Source organism: Streptomyces sp. DF42 (assembly GCF_058267695.1).
The window spans coordinates 8,820,985-8,839,811 of record NZ_CM177859.1; the positions used below are offsets into that span (position 1 = coordinate 8,820,985).

The window sequence follows — 18,827 nt, forward strand, 5'->3', positions numbered from 1 at the left end:
GACTACTGTGAGTGTCCATCGGGCGATGCGTGCCCGAACCGCGCAGCCCGCGCCCCAGGCACCGACGGAACCAGTACGACGAGGACACCGATGTCTCACCTTCGCGCACCGGCCGCACGCGCAGACCGCCGCGAGGGCGGGCGGCACGGACGGCCGGTCGCCCGTCCCGTTCCCTCGCTGCCCGAGGCCCGCATTCGGCCCCAGCTGATGCGGCTCGCCGTGCTGCCGCCGATCGCGGTCGCCCTGAGCGCCGCAGCGGCGGTCCTTTTCACCGTCCGCTCCACCGGAGCGCGGCCCGGCCTCACGCTGTGGGGTGTGCTTGCCGGTGCCGCCTCGGTGACCCTCGCGGGCATCCTGATCGCCACCGTGGCCGCCGACCGAGCCGCCAAGTCCGTGAGCGACCGCATCGGCGCCCTGCGCCGCAGCAGCGCTCGCGGCGAGGCCGATCTGCGCGCCCTGGTCGAGTCGCTGCGCCACGGCGAGGCCCCGCCCCGGCGCAAGCCGCGCAGCGGTCCGCCCGACGACGCCGACGACTTCGAACTGCTCGCCGCCGATCTGACCCGGGCGCACGACGGCGCCGTCACCGCCGTCGTACAGGCCGCCCAGCTCTCCAGCCAGGCGGGCAGCGAACAGAAGCTCGAGGTGTTCGTGAACCTCGCGCGGCGGCTGCAGTCCCTGGTGCACCGGGAGATCTCGATCCTCGACGAGCTGGAGAACGAGATCGAGGACCCCGACCTGCTCAAGGGCCTCTTCCACGTCGACCACCTCGCCACCCGGATCCGCCGCCACGCCGAGAACCTCGCCGTCCTCGGCGGCGCCGTCTCCCGCCGGCAGTGGAGCCACCCCGTCTCCATGACCGAGGTGCTGCGCTCCGCCATCGCCGAGGTCGAGCAGTACTCCCGGGTCAAGCTGGTACCCCCGATCGACGGCACCCTGCGCGGCCACGCCGTCGCCGACGTCATCCACCTGCTGGCCGAACTCGTCGAGAACGCCACGGTGTTCAGCGCCCCGCACACCCAGGTTCTGCTGCGCGCCAACCTCGTGACCTCGGGCCTCGCCGTCGAGGTGGAGGACCGCGGACTGGGCATGCCGGTCGCCGAGCAGAAGAAGATGAACGCCCTGCTCGACGACCCCGACCAGGTCAATGTCGCGAGCCTGCTCGCGGACGGCCGCATCGGACTGTTCGTCGTCTCCCAGCTCGCCCGGCGGCACGGCATCAACGTCCGCCTGCAGACCAACATCTACGGCGGGGTGCAGGCCGTACTCGTCGTACCGCAGGGGCTGCTGGGCTCGAAACCGGGCGTTCCCGGAGTCGTGCCCCAGCCGCAAGGTGTCCCAGGGGCGATGGGCGCGGCCGGTTCGCCCGTGCCGCCGCGATCCCCGCAACCGCACCTCCAGGCGCCGCCCGCACCCGAGGTCGCACCGCACGTCCCGTCCGAGCCGCCCGCACCGCGCCGTCCGCAACACGGGGAGGCCGCGCGCCCAGCGGCTCCCGCACCGAACGGCAGCACGCACGGCGGCAGCACGCTCAACGGCAGCACGCCGGGCGGCGCCGGACCGGCACCGCTTCCCATGCGCGGCACCCACCAGGAGCGAGCCAACCCCTCGGAGGCCCTGCCCGGCATCAGGCCGGAGGACCGGCGCCTGGTCGCGGACAACGGGGCCGCGCCGCCCACGCCTCGCACCGGCACCGTCCGAGGCACCATGGGCAAGCCCCAACTGCCCCGTCGCCGTGCCCAGGAACACATCGCGCCCCAACTGCGCGACGGCCCGGCACCACGCCAGGACAGCGAGTACCTCGCCGGCCACGACCCGGGTCTGATGGCGGCCTTCCAGCGTGGCGTCGGCCTGGCCGAGGCCCAGCAGAACCTGGAGCCGGAGCACACGGGGGCGAGGTACACCGCATCGGAGCACACGGGGCCGACGCACACAGCGTCGGCGTACATGGAGCCGGAACATGCGACGGGCTCGGCGCACCTGGAGCCGGAGCCCATGGGACAGGCGCCTCGCATCGATCTGCGCCCCCTCATGGACCCCGCTCACACCGAGCTCTCACCCATGTTCCCGACCTCGTCCCTGGACGCTCGCCACATGGACGCCACCGCCACCTTCAGGCCGTCCTCCATCGACGTACCGCACATGGACCCCGCCCACATAGCCGAGGCGCGCCCCGCGTCCGCGCGCGGCACCGACCACCCCACCCGGCACGACGGGAGCGCGCCAGCCGGATGACCACCTTCGCTTCCACCCCCGTACCCACCCCCACCGCTCCCGCGGACCTTCGTACCCCAAGGAGTCGATCCACCATGGCGAGCGATGCGCCGACCGGCCATGTATCCGATCTCGACTGGCTGATGAGCGGCCTCGTGCAGCGCGTACCCCACACAACCAGTGCGGTGCTCCTGTCCTGCGACGGGCTCGTGAAGTCGGTCCACGGCCTCGACCCGGACAGCGCCGACCACATGGCCGCACTGGCCTCCGGCCTCTACTCCCTCGGCCGCAGCGCCGGAGTCCGCTTCGGCGAAGGCGGAGACGTCCGTCAGGTCGTCGTCGAACTCAACTCGACCCTGCTGTTCGTGACCACCGCCGGCTCGGGCACCTGTCTCGCCGTGCTGGCAGGCCGCGAGGCCGACGCGGCGGTCCTCGGTTACGAGATGGCGATGCTGGTCAAGAGCGTCCGCCCCTACCTGGTCACCGCGCCCCGCCAGCACTCCGTCGAACCCACGGCGATGAGGCCTTGAGCGTGGCGACGGTCGGCGACGGGCCATGGCTCGACGACGCGGCCGGTCGGCTGGTGCGCCCCTTCACGGTCAGCAACGGCCGCACCCGGCCCACCATCGCACTCGACCTCCTGTCGCACGTGATGGCCACGGGAGCCACCCCTCTCGGCTATCTCGGCCCCGAGCACGCACATGCGCTCGACCTGTGCCGCGCGCCCGTGTCCGTCGCCGAGGTGGCCGCCCAACTGAAGCTGCCGGCGGTGGTCACCAAGGTGCTTCTGTCGGACCTCGTCGACTGCGGGGCGCTCACCACCAAGCCCCCCGAGTTCCACCACAACCCGACTGACCGGGCCCTTCTGGAGGCAGTGCTCGATGGACTACGACGACAGCTCTGACCCCTTCCCCACCGCACTCAAGATCCTTGTGGCGGGCGGGTTCGGAGTAGGCAAGACGACCTTCGTGGGCGCGGTCAGTGAGATCGCGCCGCTCAGCACGGAGGAACTGCTCACCACGGTCAGCGCCGCGACCGACAGCCTCGAAGGGATCGAGAACAAGGTCGAGACGACGGTGGCCATGGACTTCGGCCGCATCACCCTCGACCCGGAACACGTGCTGTACCTGTTCGGCACACCCGGGCAGGAGCGGTTCTGGTTCATGTGGGACGAACTCTCCGAGGGCGCGCTCGGCGCGGTGATCCTCGCCGACACCCGGCGCCTGGAGGAGTGCTTCGCCGCTGTGGACTTCTTCGAGCAGCGGGGCCTCGGCTTCATCGTCGCGATCAACGAGTTCGACGGCTCCTACCGCTACGACCCCGAGGAAGTCCGTGCCGCCATAGACCTGCCCCCGGAGATTCCCGTCGTGCCCTGCGACGCCCGGATCTCCAGCTCCGGAGTCCAGACCCTGCTCACCCTCGTCCGGCACCTCATCGCCCATGCCCCCGCACACGCGCCGAGCCACGGCGCCCACATGTGATCCCCGCACACCGCCACGGAGCCCGTATATGCCCTGCGTCCACAGTGACGGAGCCCGCCCATGACGTACGACCCGTCGCACCCGGCCGGTCGTCTGCTGCTCACCCCCGAGGACAAGGAGGCCCCCGCCCGGGCCCGGCGCCTGAGCCGGCTGGGCCTGGGAGAACACCCCGACCCCGCCCTCGACGCCTACGCGGACCACCTCGCCGAGTTCACCGGGGCGCCGTACGCCATGGTCAACTTCATCGACGAGAACCGGCAGTTCTTCGCGGGCCTGCACCTTTCGAACGTGGCGCGACCCGTGGTGAAGCCCGACGGCACCACACCCGTCCTGGGCCGTGAGCTGGCCCGCGACCACGGCTTCTGCCCGCATGTGGTCGTGCGGCGCAAGGCCCTGGTCCTGGAGGACGTCTGCGACTACCCCCGGTTCGCGGGCAATCCGGTCGTCGACGAGTTCGGCATCCGCTCCTATCTGGGCGCCCCGCTGATCGACAGCACGGGGATGGTGCTCGGCACGGTGTGCGTCGTCGACATCGAGCCGCGGCCCTGGGGGAAGCCCGGCCTGGAGACCATCAAGTCGTCGGCGGCGGATCTGGTGGCCCGACTGGAGCGCAGGGAGGCGGACGGGCTCCCGCTGCTCTGACGGACAGCCGCCGCTTGCTAGCCGACCGGTCTAGTACTTACGTACACTTGCCGCGTGGGACGAACCAGTGACGCCAGGCAGAAGATCCTCGGTGCCGCGCGCTCGCTCATCGAGGGGCGCGGCTACACGGGCCTCGGCGTGGCCGAGATCTGCAAGGCGGCCGGCGTGCCGAAGGGCAGCTTCTACTACTTCTTCGAGTCGAAGGAGGCCCTGGCGCTCACCGTCGTCGACGAGCACTGGGCCGCCCAGCAGCGCGACTGGGCCCGCGTCCTGGGCGGCGACGCGCAGCCGCTGCAGCGGCTGCGCACGCTGTTCGAGGAGACGGAGGCTGGCCAGCGCGCCGGTCAGCAGGGCTGCGGCACCGTCTCGGGCTGTCTGTTCGGGAATCTCACCCTGGAGCTGAGCAACCGGACCGAGGCCGTCCGCGGGCGACTGCAGGAGATCTTCGACGCGCAGGTCGACATGGTCGAAGCGGTGATCGCCGAGGCCCTGAAGCGCGGCGAGGTCACCGTGACCGACACGCGGGAGTCGGCCCGCGCGGTAGTGGCCCAGCTCGAGGGCCAGGTGATGTTCGCCAAGCTCTACAACAGCACCGGCCGGCTGAGCCCCCTGTGGGACAACTGCCGGGCTCTGCTGGGGGCCACCGTCTCCTAGGGCGTGTATCGAGTCGCGATCATCATCCGATCCGGGGTCAGGTCTTTTCGAATCGGTGTCGGTCAGGTTGATCTTGCCCTTGGGTCTCGCCGGCGGTGTGAATGGCTTCGGGGCGCCGCCGAAGCAGCGCCCATCGCGCATCACTCAATGGTTTGCGCGACAGCTTCCTTGAGTATCAGGTGCCGGAGTTGTCGACGAACCCCACGATATCGAGGTATTCGATTTTGGGCGGGGCGCCATAAATCTCCGTCACCTTGTCGACGAGTTCCTCCGTGAAGAAGGAGCGGCCTTTCCCCTCGTCATCCCACGCGTAGAAGTTCCTTGCCTGAACGCCGTCTTCGTCGAGCATGAAGCTCTTGAAGCGAAGGCCGGCCATGCCTTCAAACGGTCCGCGGAGGTCGCCGGCAATCTTTGCGAGATTTGAACGATCGAACTTTTCGGTCCGCGTGAAAGTCACGAGTACGCCGATCATTGGGGCCTCCTGTCGATTGCGGGAGCAACGGTCGATCGAGTGAGGCTAGCGGCGGATCCTAGTCTACGCTGCCGGAAATCGCTCGGAGATGCCCATCTCGGCGGCCATGTGAGCAATTGGGCGGCCCGAGCGGACACGCTCGACCACCAGCCGCCTGCCGTGAACGGTCAGCCGGGCTTTACGGTGGGACACCAAGACCTCCGTGCGGTGTGTTCCCAGACAGCTCCACCACATCGGAGGTCTTCGCCATGTTCAGGATCGCCAATGTCAATGACGCTTGTGATCAATACACCTAGTAACCGCGCCACACGTTGTCGAAGGCGGCATCCTCGATCTGCCGCCGCTGGCGTACGGCCTCCAGCTCCATCACCGCGTCGCCGACGGCGGCCAGTACGGTCGTGACCGCATCACCGGCCAGTTCCGCGGCGTCCTCGGCCGGGTCGTCGTGGATCCCGGCGCTGGCGGCCAGGGCGGTGAGGACCGGTTCGCGCGCTGCCCAGCGCTCCTCGGCCCGGCGCCGGGCCGGAGAGTCGACCAGCTCGGTCCGCGCGCTGCGCAGAGGGATGCGGCGGCCGCGTGCCCGGGCCGTCACCCCGATCCGCTCCAGGTCGTCGACATAGGCCGAGGACAGTCCTCGGCCCCGCCGCCACAGCCAGTCCTCGACCGACTCGTAAGGCTCCTGCCGTACGAGCGCGGCGGCGGCCTCGTCCAACAGGCGGTCGCCCGTGGGTGACTGGGCGCTGGGCAGAATGCGGTCGTCCTCCAGCGCGAGCGCCAGTGCCTCGATGAGGTCGAGCACCTCGGCTCCGGCGAGCGCGAGCGACAGGTCGCCCTGTTCCACCGGACGGCTGGGCGCCACCTCCAGGGCGACGATCGCGAGGTCCCGTGCGGTGTTCATGAGCGGCTCCACGTCAGTTGGCCGAGTGCGGGGCGAGCGTGTCGGGGCCGGCCTCTGCGGACCGGGTGTTCTCCGCCGATTCTCGCTGCTGCTGCGGTGCTGTGTGTCGTACTACGACCATGTGGTGCGGGAAGCCGATCCGCAGCACGGCGGCGGCTGCCGCCGCGGCGAGGACCACGAGGGCGGCCAGCAGCAGGGCCTGGTGGTAGCCGTGGTGCAGCACCGGCGCGACGGCAAGGGGGCCAAGGATCTGCCCGACGGAGTATCCGGCGGTCAGCAGTGCGACCGAGCGGGGGAAGCGCAGGTCGGCCCCGGTGGCCAGGGCGATGGCGCTGACGCCGATGAAGGTGGCGCCGAAGAGGACCGCCGAGACGAGCGCGGCGGCCGTTGTGCCGATCAGGGCGGGCAGGCTGATGCCGACCGCCTGGACCACCAGCGCGGCGAACAGCAGACCGGGGCGGGACCAGCGGCGCCCGAGCCGGGCCCACAGCGCCGCCGACGGTACGGCGGCCAGTCCCACCAGCACCCAGGCGCCGGTGCCGACCCAGCCGGGGGAGCCCTGCCCGATCGCCGCGACCAGGAAGGTCCCGGCGACGATGTAGCCGACGCCCTCCAGGGTGTAGCTCACGAACAGCGCACCGAACCAGCGGTGCGTGCGCGCTGCCGTGATCCCCGATGTCCGGGCGGCCGCCGGTGCCACGGCTTCCGGCCGCAGGTTCCACGAGCCGGCCGTGAGCAGCGCGGCGAGCGCGGCCGACGCCCACCAAGCGGTCCGCCAGTCGGCCACGGACCGCAGGACCAGCACCAGCAGGCCGGACAGCGCGATGCCGCCGCCCACACCGCCGAACCCCCAGCCGGACAGGTGCGGCGGATGTTCCCGCAGATGGTGCAGGAGGGACCCGGCCGCGACGACGAACACCAGGGCGCTCGCCACCCCCGCCACCAGCCGCAGCAGGCCCCACACCGCCGTGTTGTGGGTGAGCGGCATCGCGGCGAGAGTCGCGGTCAGCACGAGCAGCGAGCAGCGCAGGACGGCGCGGGACCGCACCAGGGCGGGGAGCAGGATGCCCGCGACCGCCCCGAGGAGATAGCCGACGTAGTTGGCGGTGGCCAGGCGCGCGCCTGCGCCGGCGGACAGACCCGCCTGGATGTGCATCAGGGGCAGGATCGGGGTGTAGACGAAGCGGCCGACGCCCATGCCTGCCGCGAGCGCCGCCGCGGCCTGGGCGACATGGGTCCGGGGGGAGGGGACGCTCATCGCGTGCCGTCGCCCCGCCCCGGGTCGTTGGGGTGGGACTCGAGCGGGGTGACGGAGAGGGTCATCCACGGGCGCAACGGCAGGGTGCCGAGCACCTTCTCGTGCAGCTCCGCCTCGTCGGCGGCGCGCCACACGCCGATGCTGCGCAACTCGCCCACGGGGCGCCACAGTCGGGCCAGACGGCCCGTGGCGGCCAGCTCCTTCGCCCGGACGGCCTCGGCGGCGCGGCGCCGGTCGACCTCGTCCTGTCCGGTGCCCTCGGGAATGGTGGTGGTGATCTCGACCAGGAACTCTCGCATGCTCTCTCTCCGTTGCTCCGTTGCTCCGTCCCTCCGAGGCTCCGTGGCTCAGTGGCATTCGGAAGTCCGCTGCGGCCCTCATCGTGCGCCCGCCACCAGCATCGATGCCACGACCGGCTTCCTCGCTGCTGATAGGCGCAGCCTCCCAGCGCGCGTAGCATGGCGCGCGTGGAACTGCGCCAGCTGCGGTATTTCGTCGCGGTCGCCGAGGAGCTGAACTTCGGCCGGGCCGCCGAGCGGCTGCTCATCGCGGGCCCCTCGCTCTCCCAGCAGATCAAGGCGCTCGAACGGGACCTGGGGGTGCGGCTGTTCGACCGGGACCGCCGCTCGGTGTCCCTCACCCCGGCCGGAGCCGCCCTGCTCCCGTCCACCCGCGCCCTGCTGGACCGGGCCGACGACCTCAAGCGCCGGGCGGGCCGGCTCTCGGGCTCCGAGTCCGTACGGCTCGGTTACGTCAACTGGCTTCCTCCGGACCTGACTTCGCGTACGGCCGCGGTGGCACAGGTGCATGTCGACGCGTGGGTCGCCCCCTCGCACACCCAGGCCGCCCGGGTCGCCGACGGCAGCCTGGATCTCGCCGTGTGCTGGGTGCGCACCGAGGACCTCGAACGGCTCGGGCTGCGAGCCCGCCTCCTCGGCGCCGACCGGCTCTACGCCGTGGCCAAGGGCGGTGACAGCAGTGACGTACCGGATGTGGTGGCGCGGGACAGCGACGTCCTGATCGACGACGACGTCACCTCCTGGGCGTCCTGGAACGGTTACGCCGAGGAGCTGGCGCAGGTCACCGGGGCCCGTACGGTGCGCATCTCCGACGGGGCGATCACCGGCCCCGCCTTCTTCGACCACGTCCGCCGCTGCCGCCGCCCGGTCCTCAACTCGCCCAAGGGGCAGACCACTCCGCTCCCGCCCGACCTGGTCCGCCGCGAGATCGTCGCCCCGAAGGTCTACTGGACCTGGTCGCTGGTGTGGCGCGAAGGCGAGGACAGGGCGGGGGTCCTCGCCGCCGTGGACGCCCTCTGCGACGGGGTGGGAGACCTCGGGATCCACGCCCCGGACGCCTGGCTGCCCGCCGACGATCCGTACGCGATCCCGGGCTGACCTGTACTGGGAGGCTGCGCCTCCCGCACAGAAGGAAACCGGTCCTTCCACCGCCGGCCCTCCCGACCTACCTTGCGAATAGTCGACCGGTCGTCTAGTCGGTCGTCCACCGATTCATCGAGGAGAAGGTCACCATGAGCGAGGCCACCAAGAGCAAGGTCGCGATCATCACCGGCGCGTCGCAGGGCATCGGCGCCGCCCTCGTCGAGGGCTACCGCAAGCTCGGCCACGCCGTCGTCGCCACCTCGCGCACCATCGCCCCCGTCGACGACGCCGGCGTCCTCACCGTGCAGGGCGACATCGCCGACCCGGCGACCGCCGAGCGGGTCGTCGCGGCGGCCGTCGAGCGGTTCGGCCGTATCGACACCGTGGTCAACAACGCGGGCATCTTCGTCGCCAAGCCCTTCACGGACTACACCGCCGAGGACTTCGCCGCCGTGACCGGCATCAACGTCACCGGCTTCTTCCACCTCACACAGCGGGCCCTGCCGCACCTGCTCGCCCAGGGCGGCGGTCACGTCGTCAACGTCACCACCAGCCTGGTCGACAACGCGGACGCCAACGTGCCTTCCGTGCTTGCCTCGTTGACCAAGGGCGGTCTGCAGTCCGCCACCAAGTCCCTCGCCATCGAGTACGCCACCCGCGGTGTGCGCGTCAACGCCGTGTCGCCCGGCACCATCAAGACCCCCATGCACCCGCAGGAGAGCCACGAGTTCCTCGCCGCCCTGCACCCGGTGGGCCGGATGGGCGAAGTGGGCGACATCGTCGACGCCGTGCTCTACCTGGAGACGGCCCCGTTCGTCACCGGAGAGATCCTGCATGTCGACGGCGGTATGAGCGCCGGACACTGAAGCACTCGACATCACTTGAGGAGAGAACCCGCGATGAGCACCGCGACGGACACCGAGACGATCCTGCGTGACGTCCTCGACCGATGGAAGTCGGCCGTCGACGCGCACGACCCGCAGCGGGTCGCGTCCGGCTTCACCGAGGACGCCATCTTCCAGGGCCTGCACCCCTACAGCGTCGGACGGCAGGGCGTCGCCGAGTACTACGACTCCCAGCCGCCGGGCATGGAGGCGGCGTACCGCATTCTCGAAACCCGACGGCTCACGGACGACCTGGTACTCGGCTACCTGGACGTCGACTTCTCGTTCACCGACCGGCCCACGCTCCCCGTAAAGCTCGCCGTCCTGGTGAAACGAGGGGCGGAGGGCTGGGCGATCCTCCACTACCAGGTGTCCCGCCTGGACTAGCCGTCCGGCCGTCCGGGCCGACGGAAAGGGCTCACCTCGACCGATCCGCGTCTCGGCGTCCTCGGTTTCGGACTGAGCGGCCCGCTCGCCGTCACCGCTCACCGCCCCGGACGGGGTGCGCGCGTGCGGTGGTCGCGGACCACGACCCGGCGTGCGGGGGCCGGGCCACCGAGCGCGTCGGCGGGGTACGGACGGTCCTCGACCACCGGAAGGTGATCGAGGACCCGGACGTCGACGCCGTGCTCGTCCTCACCCCGGACCATGGAGAACTTCGGTGACGGGCCCGGGGGAGCGGTCCGCGTCCGGAACTCCCGGCGCTCCGGCCGCCGGGAGCGGGCCGAGGCGGAGTACCCGGTACCGGCGGTGGAGGAGAACGTCGGGCACGGCGGTGCGGATCCGCTCATCGTCGACGAGTTCCTGCGGTTCGTACCGCGGTTCGTACGGGAGGGGGAGAGCGCACCGGCACCTCGCCCGTGGCCGCACGAATGGCGGTGGCGGCCGGGTTCGGCGCGACCGAGTCACTGCGCGCCGGCGGTGTCGTACGGGAAGTGCCGCCGTTGGACCGCAGCCGACCGCCTGCTTCGAGCGCGGGCAGGTGTGAAGCGGAGCTACGGCGCGGCTTAAGAAATCCTCGATGGACCCCGGGTGGTGCCGTACGGCAGATTGCTGGGTGATTCCACCCCCCTCCCCGGATGCGGACCGCTTCGGCGTGCCCGCATCCGGGACCTCACGCACAGGAGCCGTAGCGTTGAAGGCGCTGGTCAAGGAGAAGGCGGAGCCCGGGCTGTGGCTCGCGGACGTCCCGGAGCCCGCCGTCGGACCCGGCGACGTGCTGATCAAGGTGCTGCGCACCGGCATCTGCGGCACCGACCTGCACATCCGGGCCTGGGACGGCTGGGCGCAGCAGTCGATCCGCACCCCGCTCGTCGTCGGGCACGAGTTCGTCGGTGAGGTCGTGGAGACCGGGCGCGATGTCGCGGACATCGCCGTCGGCGACCGGGTCAGCGGCGAGGGCCATCTGGTGTGCGGCAAGTGCCGCAACTGCCTCGCCGGGCGGCGGCACCTGTGCCGGGCCACGGTCGGGCTCGGCGTGGGACGGGACGGCGCCTTCGCTGAGTACGTCGCCCTGCCCGCCGCCAATGTGTGGGTGCACCGCAGCCCGGTGGACCTCGACGTCGCGGCGATCTTCGACCCGTTCGGGAACGCCGTGCACACGGCTCTGTCCTTCCCGCTGGTCGGCGAGGACGTCCTGATCACCGGCGCCGGGCCGATCGGCCTCATGGCCGCGGCCGTGGCCCGGCACGCGGGCGCCCGCAACGTCGTCGTCACCGACGTCAGCGAGGAGCGGCTGGAGCTGGCCCGCAAGATCGGCGTGAGTCTCGCGCTGAACGTGTCGCAGGCCGAAATCGCCGACGGACAGCGGGAGTTGGGGATGCGGGAGGGCTTCGACATCGGCCTGGAGATGTCCGGCCGCTCCGAGGCCATGCGCGACATGATCGCCAACATGACGCACGGCGGCCGGATCGCCATGCTCGGCCTGCCCGCCCAGGAGTTCCCGGTCGACTGGGCCCGGATCGTCACCTCGATGATCACCATCAAGGGCATCTACGGCCGCGAGATGTTCGAGACCTGGTACGCGATGTCGGTGCTCCTGGAAGGCGGCCTCGACCTGTCGCCCGTGATCACCGGCCGGTACGGATACCGCGACTTCGAGGCGGCGTTCGCCGACGCGGCGAGCGGCCGCGGCGGCAAGGTCATCCTCGACTGGACCCTCTGACCTCCACAAGGGATTGATGATGTTCGACTCCGTGCGCGACGAACTGCGCGCCACCCTCGACGAGATCCGCGCCGCCGGACTGCACAAGCCCGAGCGCGTGATCGGCACCCCGCAGTCCGCGACCGTCGCCGTCACCGCGGGCGGCCGCCCCGGCGAGGTCCTCAACTTCTGCGCCAACAACTACCTCGGCCTCGCCGACCACCCCGAGGTCGTCGCCGCCGCCCACGAGGCCCTGGACCGCTGGGGCTACGGCATGGCCTCCGTCCGCTTCATCTGCGGCACGCAGGAGGTGCACAAGGAGCTGGAGACGCGGCTGTCCGCCTTCCTCGGCCAGGAGGACACGATCCTGTACTCCTCCTGCTTCGACGCCAACGGCGGCGTCTTCGAAACGCTCCTCGGCCCCGAGGACGCGGTCATCTCCGACGCCCTCAACCACGCGTCGATCATCGACGGCATCCGCCTGTCCAAGGCCCGCCGATTCCGGTACGCCAACCGCGATCTGGCCGATCTGGAACGGCAGTTGAAGGACGCCTCCGACGCCCGGCGGCGCCTCGTCGTCACCGACGGCGTCTTCTCCATGGACGGCTACGTGGCTCCGCTCGCCGAGATCTGCGACCTCGCCGACCGCTACGACGCCATGGTCATGGTCGACGACTCGCACGCCGTCGGCTTCGTCGGTCCCGGCGGCCGCGGCACCCCCGAGCTGCACGGCGTCATGGACCGCGTCGACATCATCACCGGCACCCTCGGCAAGGCGCTCGGCGGCGCCTCCGGCGGCTATGTGGCCGCCCGCGCCGAGATCGTCGCCCTGCTGCGCCAGCGCTCACGGCCCTACCTCTTCTCGAACACCCTCGCCCCGGTGATCGCCGCGGCCTCGCTGAAGGTGCTCGACCTGCTGGAGTCTGCGGACGACCTGCGCGTGCGGCTCGCCGAGAACACCGCACTGTTCCGCAGCCGGATGACCGAGGAGGGCTTCGACATCCTCCCCGGCGACCATGCCATCGCACCCGTGATGATCGGCGACGCGACGAAGGCGGGCCGCCTCGCGGAGCTGCTGCTGGAGCGGGGCGTGTACGTGATCGGCTTCTCGTACCCGGTGGTGCCGCAGGGCCAGGCCCGCATTCGCGTGCAGTTGTCCGCCGCGCACTCGACCGAGGACGTGAACCGCGCCGTGGACGCCTTCGTCGGGGCGCGGGCGGAGCTGGAGGGCTGAGCCGGAGCACACGGGGGCATTTGAGACAATCGATCCCATGATCGAAGCGCGGCGGTTGCACATCCTCCGTGCGGTGGCCGACCACCGCACCGTGACGGCGGCGGCCGCCGCGCTGTATCTCACCCCCTCCGCCGTCTCCCAGCAGCTGACGGCCCTGGAGCAGGAGACCGGCCACCGCCTGGTCGAGCGCGGCGCCAAGGGCGTACGGCTGACCCCCGCCGGCGAGATCCTGCTCAGCCACACCAACGCGGTCCTCGCCCAGCTGGAGCGGGCCGAGGCGGAGCTCGCCGCCTACAGCTCGGGCGCGGCCGGCACGGTCACCGTCGCCTCCTTCGCGACCGGCATCGCCCAGGTCGTGGCCCCCGCGATCGCCCGCCTCGCCGAAACCGCGCCGGGCATCCGGATCCGCGTCCAGGACGCGGAGGGCGACGCCAGCCTGCCGATGGTGCTGGATCGCCAGGTCGATGTCGCTGTCGCCGTCGAGTACCGCGGGGCGCCGCCCGCCGACGATCCGCGCCTGATCCATGTGCCGTTGTACGCCGAGCCCTTCGACGCGGTCGTCCCGGTGAGCCATCGGCTGGCCGACGTCGCCGAGGTCCCGCTGGCCGAGCTGGCCAAGGACCCGTGGATCGGCCCCTACCCCGGCAACCCCTGCCACGAAGTGGTGGTGCTGGCCTGCGAGGGCGCCGGCTTCCAGCCCCGCCTCGAACACTCCTCGGACGACTTCCGCGCGGTCGTGGCCCTCGCCTCCGCCGACGCGGGCGTGGCCCTCGTACCGCGATCGGCCCTGCGCGCAATGGACCTCACGGGCGTGGTCGTGCGCCCCGTGGACGGGGTGGCTCCCACGCGGCGGGTCTTCGCGGCGGTGCGGCGCGGTGCGGAGGAGCACCCCCTGATCCGTCCGGTCCTGGCGGCGCTGGAAGAAGCGGCCGGCACATGACCTCACCCGCTGTTTCATTTATGGGATAGATTCCCGGATATGAAACAGACGACGCGAGGCGAAGCGGAGGCCGCCCCGGACCCCGTCGACACCCGCCTCGGCGCGCGCCTGGCCGAGCTGAGGGCCGAACACGGCTGGTCCCTGGGTGAGGTGGCGGAGCGCAGCGGGGTCAGCCGCTCGACCCTCTCCCGGGCGGAGCGCGCGGAGATCAGCCCCACCGCCTCGCTGCTGAACCGGCTCTGCCATGTCTACGGACGGACCATGTCCCAACTGCTCAGTGAGATCGAGGCCGAACCGGCCCAGCTGGTGCGGGCCGCCGGGCAGCAGGTGTGGCAGGACACGGCCTCCGGCTTCCTTCGCCGCTCAGTTTCGCCGCCCCACGCCGGGCTGCGCGGCGAGCTCGTCGAGGGCCGGCTGACCGGGGGCGCCGACATCGCCTACGACCGGCCGCCCGTGCCCGGACTGGAACAGCACATCTGGGTCCTGGAAGGAGCGCTCGACGTGACGGCACAGGACGTGGAACACCACCTCGACAAGGGGGACTGCCTGCGGCTGCGAGTGTGGGGGCCGACGCGGTTCCGGTGTGCGGACCCCGAGGGCGTGCGCTACGTACTGGCGGTGGTGCTGCCGTGAACGTGGAACGGCTGGACCGCGCTGAACTGCACGCGCGCGTGCAGGAGTTGGCGGACCTCCTGGTCGACACCGTGAACGACGGCGCCTTCGTCGGCTTCCTCGCACCCCTCGACCGCGCGGAGGCGCTCGCCTGGTGGAAGGAGCGCGCCGCGGGCGTCGCCGCCGGGCAACTCGCCATGTGGGCGGCGTACGACGGGGACCGGGTGGCCGGCACCGTCAGCCTGGCCTTCCCGGACAAGCCCAACAGCCGCCACCGCGCCGAACTGGTCAAGCTGATGGTGCACCGGGACGTCCGAGGACGGGGTCTCGGGCGCAGGCTCCTGGCCACCGCCGAGGACGCCGCCGCGGCGGCCGGCATCACGTTGTTGCACCTGGACACCGAGACCGACAGCCTCGCCGAGGGGCTGTACCTCTCGGCGGGCTGGACCAGGATCGGCGCGATACCGGACTACGCGGCTGCCCCGGACGGTGTGTTGAGGCCGACGTCGATCTACTTCAAGCAACTGAACTCCGACGCTCTCACCAGGTGATTGTCAGTGGGAGCGGCTACGGTGCGAGGCATGTCGGATGCCGAAGACGTACGCCGTATCTGCCTTGCCCTGCCGGACACGACGGAGAAGATCGCCTGGAGCATGCCCACGTTCCGGGTCGCGGGCAAGATGTTCGCCACGCTCCCCGAGGACGAGACCTCCATCGCCGTGCGCTGCCCCAAGGAGGAGCGCGACGAACTGGTGCTGGCCGAACCGGAGAAGTTCTGGATCGCCGACCACGAGGCACAGTTCGCCTGGGTGAGAGCCCGGCTCGCCTCGATCGAGGACGAGGGCGAACTGCGCGACATCCTCGCCGACTCCTGGCGCCAGGCGGCACCGCCCCGACTGCTCGACGCGCACCCGGAGTTGGGGCTCCCGGGGCAGAGCTGAAATCCCGCGAACCTGTCAGTGCCGGGTGCGTGATCCGGTGCGGGTGCGGGCGCGGGCGCGGGTGCGGGTGCGGGTGCGGGTGCCGGGGCGCGCGACCTTGCCCGTCACGCCGGCCCTCGACGGCCCCGCATCACCCGACCCGCACAGCCGCGCGCCGTCCGCCGGAGACGAACCCGCCGATCCGCTCCCGCAGCGACCGGACGTCCAGGCCGTGTGCGGCGATGTGCTCGTCGATTCGGCCGTACCGCCGCAGCTCGCGACGGCCCACGCCGAGGCCCAGCACGCGGTGGGGGACATCGGAGAGCGCGTCGTTCGCTGCCGCGGTCGATGTGCCCGCAAGGTACGGCTCGACGAGGACGACGTCGGTTCCTGCCGTCTCCGTGGCCCGGCGCAGCGCGGCCGAGTCGAAGGGCCGCACCGTCGTCGCGTACAGCACGGTCACGTCGAGCCCTTCCGTGGCGGTGAGCACGGCATCCAGCGTCGGCCCGACGGCCACGACCACGACCACGCCGGAGCGTCTCTCGCGGACAGTGAGGAACCGCTCGCCGTCGACCGGGAGCCCGGCCGGGTTCGACTGCACGGACAACCGCACGTACACCTTGTCGTCGCCCGCGGCGACCGCGTGCCGCAGCAGGGTCTCGGCCTCGTCGGGGTGCCCCGGCACATGCACGGTCCAGCCGTCCAGGGTGTCGAGGAGGGCCACATCGCCGGGAGCCATGTGCGTGTACCCGCCGGCGGGCCAGTCGAAGGACGCGGCGGCACTCACCAGCACCGCGCCCACGTCCTGATGCCCCAGGTCCAGTTTGACCTGCTCGAAGGGCCGCTCGACGAGGAAGCTCGCGAACGTGTGCAGCACGGGCCGCATCCCGGTCAGCGCCAGTCCCGCACCGGTCCCGATCAGCAGCTGCTCGCGGATGCCGACGTTCACCACGCGGTCCGGGTGCCGCGTCCGCGCCTCGGTGAAGCCGTCCTTGCCGATCTCGGCGAGGACGACGGTGACACGTGGATCCTCGTCGAGCAGCCGTGAGACGACGGGAGCGAAACGGTCACGCATGGTCTCCATGGAAGGTCGGGCCTTTCTCGTGGTCGAAGAAGGTGCCGTACGCGGCAGGAGCGGCATACGGCAGGTGCGGTACGGGGCCGGGGTCGGACGTGGGCGGGACTCAGGCGTTCTTCGGCTCCACCCGGGCCACGACGACGTGCGGGCGGCCCGGATGCGGAGCGGTGAAGGCGGCGTACAGCGCCTCGTGGTCACGGCCGTCGACGGTGACCGCGGACCAGCCCGCGGCCTCGAAACGCGCGGCGATGCCGCCGGGTCGCGCATGGCCGGCGGAGGAGTTGTCGACGACGACGGTGTGCAGCTGCTCCAGACCGGCGGGCCCGGCGAAGGCGATCGCCTCGTGGTTGCTGCCCTCGTCCAGCTCGGCGTCCCCGATCAGCACCCAGATCCGCGGCTCACGCATTCCCTGAGCCCGCAGCCCCAGCGCCGTCCCCACGCCGATCGGCAGCCCGTGCCCCAGGGACCCGCTGCCGATCTCCGCGCCCGGAACGAGCACGCGGTCGGGGTGGTGCCCGAGCGGAGAGTCGTACGAGCCGAACCCCGGCAGCCAGTCCACGGGCAGGAAGCCCTTGGCGGCGAGCACCGCGTAATACGCCATCGGCCCATGGCCCTTGGAGAGCAGGAACCGGTCCCGCTCCGCGTCGCCCGTCCGCTCCGGCCCCACCCGCAGCACGCGGTCGTACAACACCCACAACACATCCAGCGTGGACGTCGCCGCCGGGCCGTGCTTCTCGTCGCCCGTCATCAACCCCATGAACCGGGGCAGGTCTTCGTACGCGTAGCCATGCCGCTGTACCTCGGTGATCGCGTCAGTCATCGTCATACGGACGATCGTGCAACCTCAACCAAACTTCAGGTCAAGCGGACAACTCTCCCCGCCCAGCCATGAATTGCTTTGCCTGCCGAGAAAGGGCTGTGCAAGGCTCTTACCTCATCTCTCTGAAAGGGCTGGTCGTGACGCTCGGCATGGTTCTAGGCGACTCCTCCTCTCGCGCTTCGACGCGGGAGCGGTAGCCCTACCTGCCCTGACACGCGCGCCCGTGCCGCAGCATGGGCCGTTTGCCCTGCTCCTCGTCGAAGTGCTCTTCGTGCCCCTGCACGTTCGATCACGAGGAGTACCTGGTGTCCACGATCCACTGGACCGAGACGAACACCTCCCGTTCCGCCCACTGGCACTCCGAGAGCGCGACACCGCCTCCCAGCCGGGTCATCGCCGCGGACGACCGTATGAAAGCCGACGCTGCTTACCGTCTGGCCTGCGAAGGAACCGCCATGCTGTGGCGGGGTGACTTCCATAACGCACGTCAACTGCTGCAAGCGATGGGCCGCCGCATCAAGCGGAAACCTGTCAGGCAGAGCGACAGCCCGACAGGCTCCTTCCACCTGCACCGCAGGGCCCGCAGCCACCGTGCCCGCGTGCTCGGCAAGCTCCTCGTCCGGCTGGAAGCGGACTACGGTCTGAGCCTCCGCAGAGCCCCCGACGTGCGCCAGGCATGCGCCGAGGCGTACGGTCCGCCGTCCGAGCCGTGGCTGTCTCGCTCACAGAACTACTGGGCGTGATCGGAGCGCATCAATGGCGGGCGAAGGGCGTGGAGGTACCGGCCCTCGACGCTCGTATTCACCCGCACTACGGAGTGTTCTCTCCGGTCAGGGGCGAGTACGTCGACCTCGTTGCGCATGCACCGCTCCCCGCAGCGCCGGGCCGCCGCGCGAGCCGCCGTACCGCCTTCGACGTCGGGACGGGGACAGGAGTGCTCGCCGCCGTCCTGGCCCATCGGGGGATCGACCACGTCGTGGCCACCGACATCAGCCCGCGTGCCCTGGCCTGCGCACGCGAGAACGTCCGCCGACTGAACCTCACCGTGCGCGTCGACATCGTGGGCCCCGGCCTCACCTGCTACGCCGCCGTCGACCCCCGGGTTGCCGCGCAGACCACCCGGCGGATCACCGAGGCGCTCATCGGTCAGGCGATCAGGAATACAACGGGAGGCCAGGGCTGGTGGGCGTCATTCCGG

The 18,827-nt window shown here is 71.1% G+C and carries 22 protein-coding genes and 1 pseudogene; 16 read left to right on the top strand and 7 right to left on the bottom strand.

Translation table 11 applies throughout. From position 1 onward, the window contains the following. The first annotated feature begins 90 nt into the window (after window positions 1-90). The 6 genes from ACYUED_RS40555 (at window position 91) to ACYUED_RS40580 (ending at window position 4,988) form a co-directional block, all read left to right on the top strand. Complete coding sequence (locus ACYUED_RS40555) at window positions 91-2,232, top strand: sensor histidine kinase (RefSeq protein WP_491289395.1); 2,142 nt, start codon at window positions 91-93, stop codon at window positions 2,230-2,232. A 74-nt stretch (window positions 2,233-2,306) separates the two neighbouring features. Further along, window positions 2,307-2,741: a roadblock/LC7 domain-containing protein gene (locus tag ACYUED_RS40560; RefSeq protein ID WP_491289396.1), complete on the top strand. Its 435-nt coding sequence runs from the start codon at window positions 2,307-2,309 to the stop codon at window positions 2,739-2,741. 2 nt (window positions 2,742-2,743) lie between these two features. Continuing rightward, window positions 2,744-3,115, top strand: a complete 372-nt coding sequence (locus ACYUED_RS40565) for a DUF742 domain-containing protein (protein ID WP_266529609.1) — start codon at window positions 2,744-2,746, stop codon at window positions 3,113-3,115. Beyond that, window positions 3,093-3,692, top strand: coding sequence for a GTP-binding protein (locus ACYUED_RS40570; RefSeq protein ID WP_491289397.1), 600 nt, complete (start codon window positions 3,093-3,095; stop codon window positions 3,690-3,692). Before ACYUED_RS40565 ends, ACYUED_RS40570 begins: the two co-directional genes overlap by 23 nt. 60 nt (window positions 3,693-3,752) lie before the next feature. Continuing rightward, a complete protein-coding gene (locus ACYUED_RS40575; protein ID WP_491289398.1) occupies window positions 3,753-4,334 on the top strand; it encodes a GAF domain-containing protein in 582 nt (193 codons plus the stop codon). A 54-nt stretch (window positions 4,335-4,388) separates the two neighbouring features. After that, window positions 4,389-4,988, top strand: coding sequence for a TetR/AcrR family transcriptional regulator (locus tag ACYUED_RS40580; protein ID WP_491289399.1), 600 nt, complete (start codon window positions 4,389-4,391; stop codon window positions 4,986-4,988). A gap of 175 nt (window positions 4,989-5,163) precedes the next feature. On the opposite strand, the gene ACYUED_RS40585 is transcribed toward ACYUED_RS40580, so the two are convergent. The 4 genes from ACYUED_RS40585 to ACYUED_RS40600 form a co-directional block, all read right to left on the bottom strand. Next, window positions 5,164-5,460, bottom strand: coding sequence for a hypothetical protein (locus tag ACYUED_RS40585; protein ID WP_491289400.1), 297 nt, complete (start codon window positions 5,458-5,460; stop codon window positions 5,164-5,166). Between the two features lie 292 nt (window positions 5,461-5,752). After that, the gene (locus ACYUED_RS40590; protein WP_491289401.1) at window positions 5,753-6,358 is read right to left on the bottom strand and encodes a GOLPH3/VPS74 family protein; all 606 of its coding nucleotides are present in this window, start codon (window positions 6,356-6,358) and stop codon (window positions 5,753-5,755) included. Window positions 6,359-6,371: 13 nt separating this feature from the next. Then, window positions 6,372-7,616, bottom strand: a complete 1,245-nt coding sequence (locus tag ACYUED_RS40595) for a YbfB/YjiJ family MFS transporter (RefSeq protein ID WP_491289402.1) — start codon at window positions 7,614-7,616, stop codon at window positions 6,372-6,374. Then, window positions 7,613-7,915, bottom strand: coding sequence for a muconolactone Delta-isomerase family protein (locus ACYUED_RS40600; RefSeq protein WP_491289403.1), 303 nt, complete (start codon window positions 7,913-7,915; stop codon window positions 7,613-7,615). Before ACYUED_RS40600 ends, ACYUED_RS40595 begins: the two co-directional genes overlap by 4 nt. A 159-nt stretch (window positions 7,916-8,074) precedes the next feature. Between ACYUED_RS40600 and ACYUED_RS40605 the strand changes: the two genes are divergently transcribed. The 3 genes from ACYUED_RS40605 (at window position 8,075) to ACYUED_RS40615 (ending at window position 10,269) form a co-directional block, all read left to right on the top strand. Beyond that, on the top strand, window positions 8,075-9,013 hold the full coding sequence (locus ACYUED_RS40605; protein ID WP_491289404.1) for a LysR family transcriptional regulator: 939 nt from the start codon (window positions 8,075-8,077) through the stop codon (window positions 9,011-9,013). Between the two features lie 134 nt (window positions 9,014-9,147). Then, entirely contained in the window at window positions 9,148-9,864 is a 717-nt protein-coding gene (locus tag ACYUED_RS40610; protein ID WP_491289405.1) for an SDR family NAD(P)-dependent oxidoreductase, read from the top strand. Between the two features lie 33 nt (window positions 9,865-9,897). Further along, a complete protein-coding gene (locus tag ACYUED_RS40615; protein ID WP_491289406.1) occupies window positions 9,898-10,269 on the top strand; it encodes a YybH family protein in 372 nt (123 codons plus the stop codon). A gap of 98 nt (window positions 10,270-10,367) precedes the next feature. Here ACYUED_RS40615 and ACYUED_RS40620 read toward each other — a convergent pair whose 3' ends face one another. Continuing rightward, window positions 10,368-10,673, bottom strand: coding sequence for a hypothetical protein (locus tag ACYUED_RS40620; protein ID WP_491289407.1), 306 nt, complete (start codon window positions 10,671-10,673; stop codon window positions 10,368-10,370). A 344-nt stretch (window positions 10,674-11,017) separates the two neighbouring features. Here ACYUED_RS40620 and tdh point away from each other — a divergent pair, with 344 nt between their 5' ends. The 6 genes from tdh to ACYUED_RS40650 are packed head-to-tail and all read left to right on the top strand — an operon-like array spanning window position 11,018 to window position 15,752. Continuing rightward, window positions 11,018-12,046 carry an L-threonine 3-dehydrogenase gene (tdh, locus tag ACYUED_RS40625; RefSeq protein WP_491289408.1) on the top strand — a complete coding sequence of 343 codons (1,029 nt, stop codon included), beginning with the start codon at window positions 11,018-11,020 and terminating at the stop codon, window positions 12,044-12,046. 19 nt (window positions 12,047-12,065) lie between these two features. Beyond that, window positions 12,066-13,259, top strand: a complete 1,194-nt coding sequence (locus ACYUED_RS40630) for a glycine C-acetyltransferase (protein WP_491294659.1) — start codon at window positions 12,066-12,068, stop codon at window positions 13,257-13,259. Window positions 13,260-13,296: 37 nt separating this feature from the next. Beyond that, entirely contained in the window at window positions 13,297-14,199 is a 903-nt protein-coding gene (locus ACYUED_RS40635) for a LysR family transcriptional regulator (RefSeq protein WP_491289409.1), read from the top strand. 39 nt (window positions 14,200-14,238) lie between these two features. Then, entirely contained in the window at window positions 14,239-14,832 is a 594-nt protein-coding gene (locus tag ACYUED_RS40640; protein WP_491289410.1) for a helix-turn-helix domain-containing protein, read from the top strand. Beyond that, entirely contained in the window at window positions 14,829-15,362 is a 534-nt protein-coding gene (locus ACYUED_RS40645; protein WP_491289411.1) for a GNAT family N-acetyltransferase, read from the top strand. The genes ACYUED_RS40640 and ACYUED_RS40645 overlap by 4 nt, the downstream gene beginning before the upstream one ends. 30 nt (window positions 15,363-15,392) lie before the next feature. Next, window positions 15,393-15,752, top strand: coding sequence for an MmcQ/YjbR family DNA-binding protein (locus tag ACYUED_RS40650; RefSeq protein ID WP_491289412.1), 360 nt, complete (start codon window positions 15,393-15,395; stop codon window positions 15,750-15,752). A 130-nt stretch (window positions 15,753-15,882) separates the two neighbouring features. Here the strand turns inward: ACYUED_RS40650 and ACYUED_RS40655 are convergent, their stop codons facing one another. Further along, a complete protein-coding gene (locus ACYUED_RS40655) occupies window positions 15,883-16,815 on the bottom strand; it encodes a transketolase family protein (RefSeq protein WP_491289413.1) in 933 nt (310 codons plus the stop codon). Between the two features lie 100 nt (window positions 16,816-16,915). Continuing rightward, a complete protein-coding gene (locus ACYUED_RS40660) occupies window positions 16,916-17,635 on the bottom strand; it encodes a thiamine pyrophosphate-binding protein (RefSeq protein WP_491289414.1) in 720 nt (239 codons plus the stop codon). Between the two features lie 299 nt (window positions 17,636-17,934). Between ACYUED_RS40660 and ACYUED_RS40665 the strand changes: the two are divergent. Then, window positions 17,935-18,812, top strand: a pseudogene (locus ACYUED_RS40665) (methyltransferase); the annotation flags it as partial. Window positions 18,813-18,827: the final 15 nt, after the last annotated feature.

What these genes read in the sequence shown, in the direction of transcription:
- ACYUED_RS40555 (WP_491289395.1), top strand. Translation starts at nt 91, where the DNA reads ATGTCTCACCTTCGCGCACCGGCCGCACGCGCAGACCGCCGCGAGGGC.
- ACYUED_RS40560 (WP_491289396.1), top strand. Translation starts at nt 2,307, where the DNA reads ATGGCGAGCGATGCGCCGACCGGCCATGTATCCGATCTCGACTGGCTG.
- ACYUED_RS40570 (WP_491289397.1), top strand. Translation starts at nt 3,093, where the DNA reads ATGGACTACGACGACAGCTCTGACCCCTTCCCCACCGCACTCAAGATC.
- ACYUED_RS40575 (WP_491289398.1), top strand. Translation starts at nt 3,753, where the DNA reads ATGACGTACGACCCGTCGCACCCGGCCGGTCGTCTGCTGCTCACCCCC.
- ACYUED_RS40585 (WP_491289400.1), bottom strand. Translation starts at nt 5,460, where the DNA reads ATGATCGGCGTACTCGTGACTTTCACGCGGACCGAAAAGTTCGATCGT.
- ACYUED_RS40590 (WP_491289401.1), bottom strand. Translation starts at nt 6,358, where the DNA reads ATGAACACCGCACGGGACCTCGCGATCGTCGCCCTGGAGGTGGCGCCC.
- ACYUED_RS40595 (WP_491289402.1), bottom strand. Translation starts at nt 7,616, where the DNA reads ATGAGCGTCCCCTCCCCCCGGACCCATGTCGCCCAGGCCGCGGCGGCG.
- ACYUED_RS40600 (WP_491289403.1), bottom strand. Translation starts at nt 7,915, where the DNA reads ATGCGAGAGTTCCTGGTCGAGATCACCACCACCATTCCCGAGGGCACC.
- ACYUED_RS40605 (WP_491289404.1), top strand. Translation starts at nt 8,075, where the DNA reads ATGGCGCGCGTGGAACTGCGCCAGCTGCGGTATTTCGTCGCGGTCGCC.
- ACYUED_RS40610 (WP_491289405.1), top strand. Translation starts at nt 9,148, where the DNA reads ATGAGCGAGGCCACCAAGAGCAAGGTCGCGATCATCACCGGCGCGTCG.
- ACYUED_RS40615 (WP_491289406.1), top strand. Translation starts at nt 9,898, where the DNA reads ATGAGCACCGCGACGGACACCGAGACGATCCTGCGTGACGTCCTCGAC.
- ACYUED_RS40620 (WP_491289407.1), bottom strand. Translation starts at nt 10,673, where the DNA reads ATGAGCGGATCCGCACCGCCGTGCCCGACGTTCTCCTCCACCGCCGGT.
- ACYUED_RS40630 (WP_491294659.1), top strand. Translation starts at nt 12,066, where the DNA reads ATGTTCGACTCCGTGCGCGACGAACTGCGCGCCACCCTCGACGAGATC.
- ACYUED_RS40635 (WP_491289409.1), top strand. Translation starts at nt 13,297, where the DNA reads ATGATCGAAGCGCGGCGGTTGCACATCCTCCGTGCGGTGGCCGACCAC.
- ACYUED_RS40640 (WP_491289410.1), top strand. Translation starts at nt 14,239, where the DNA reads ATGAAACAGACGACGCGAGGCGAAGCGGAGGCCGCCCCGGACCCCGTC.
- ACYUED_RS40650 (WP_491289412.1), top strand. Translation starts at nt 15,393, where the DNA reads ATGTCGGATGCCGAAGACGTACGCCGTATCTGCCTTGCCCTGCCGGAC.
- ACYUED_RS40655 (WP_491289413.1), bottom strand. Translation starts at nt 16,815, where the DNA reads ATGGAGACCATGCGTGACCGTTTCGCTCCCGTCGTCTCACGGCTGCTC.
- ACYUED_RS40660 (WP_491289414.1), bottom strand. Translation starts at nt 17,635, where the DNA reads ATGACGATGACTGACGCGATCACCGAGGTACAGCGGCATGGCTACGCG.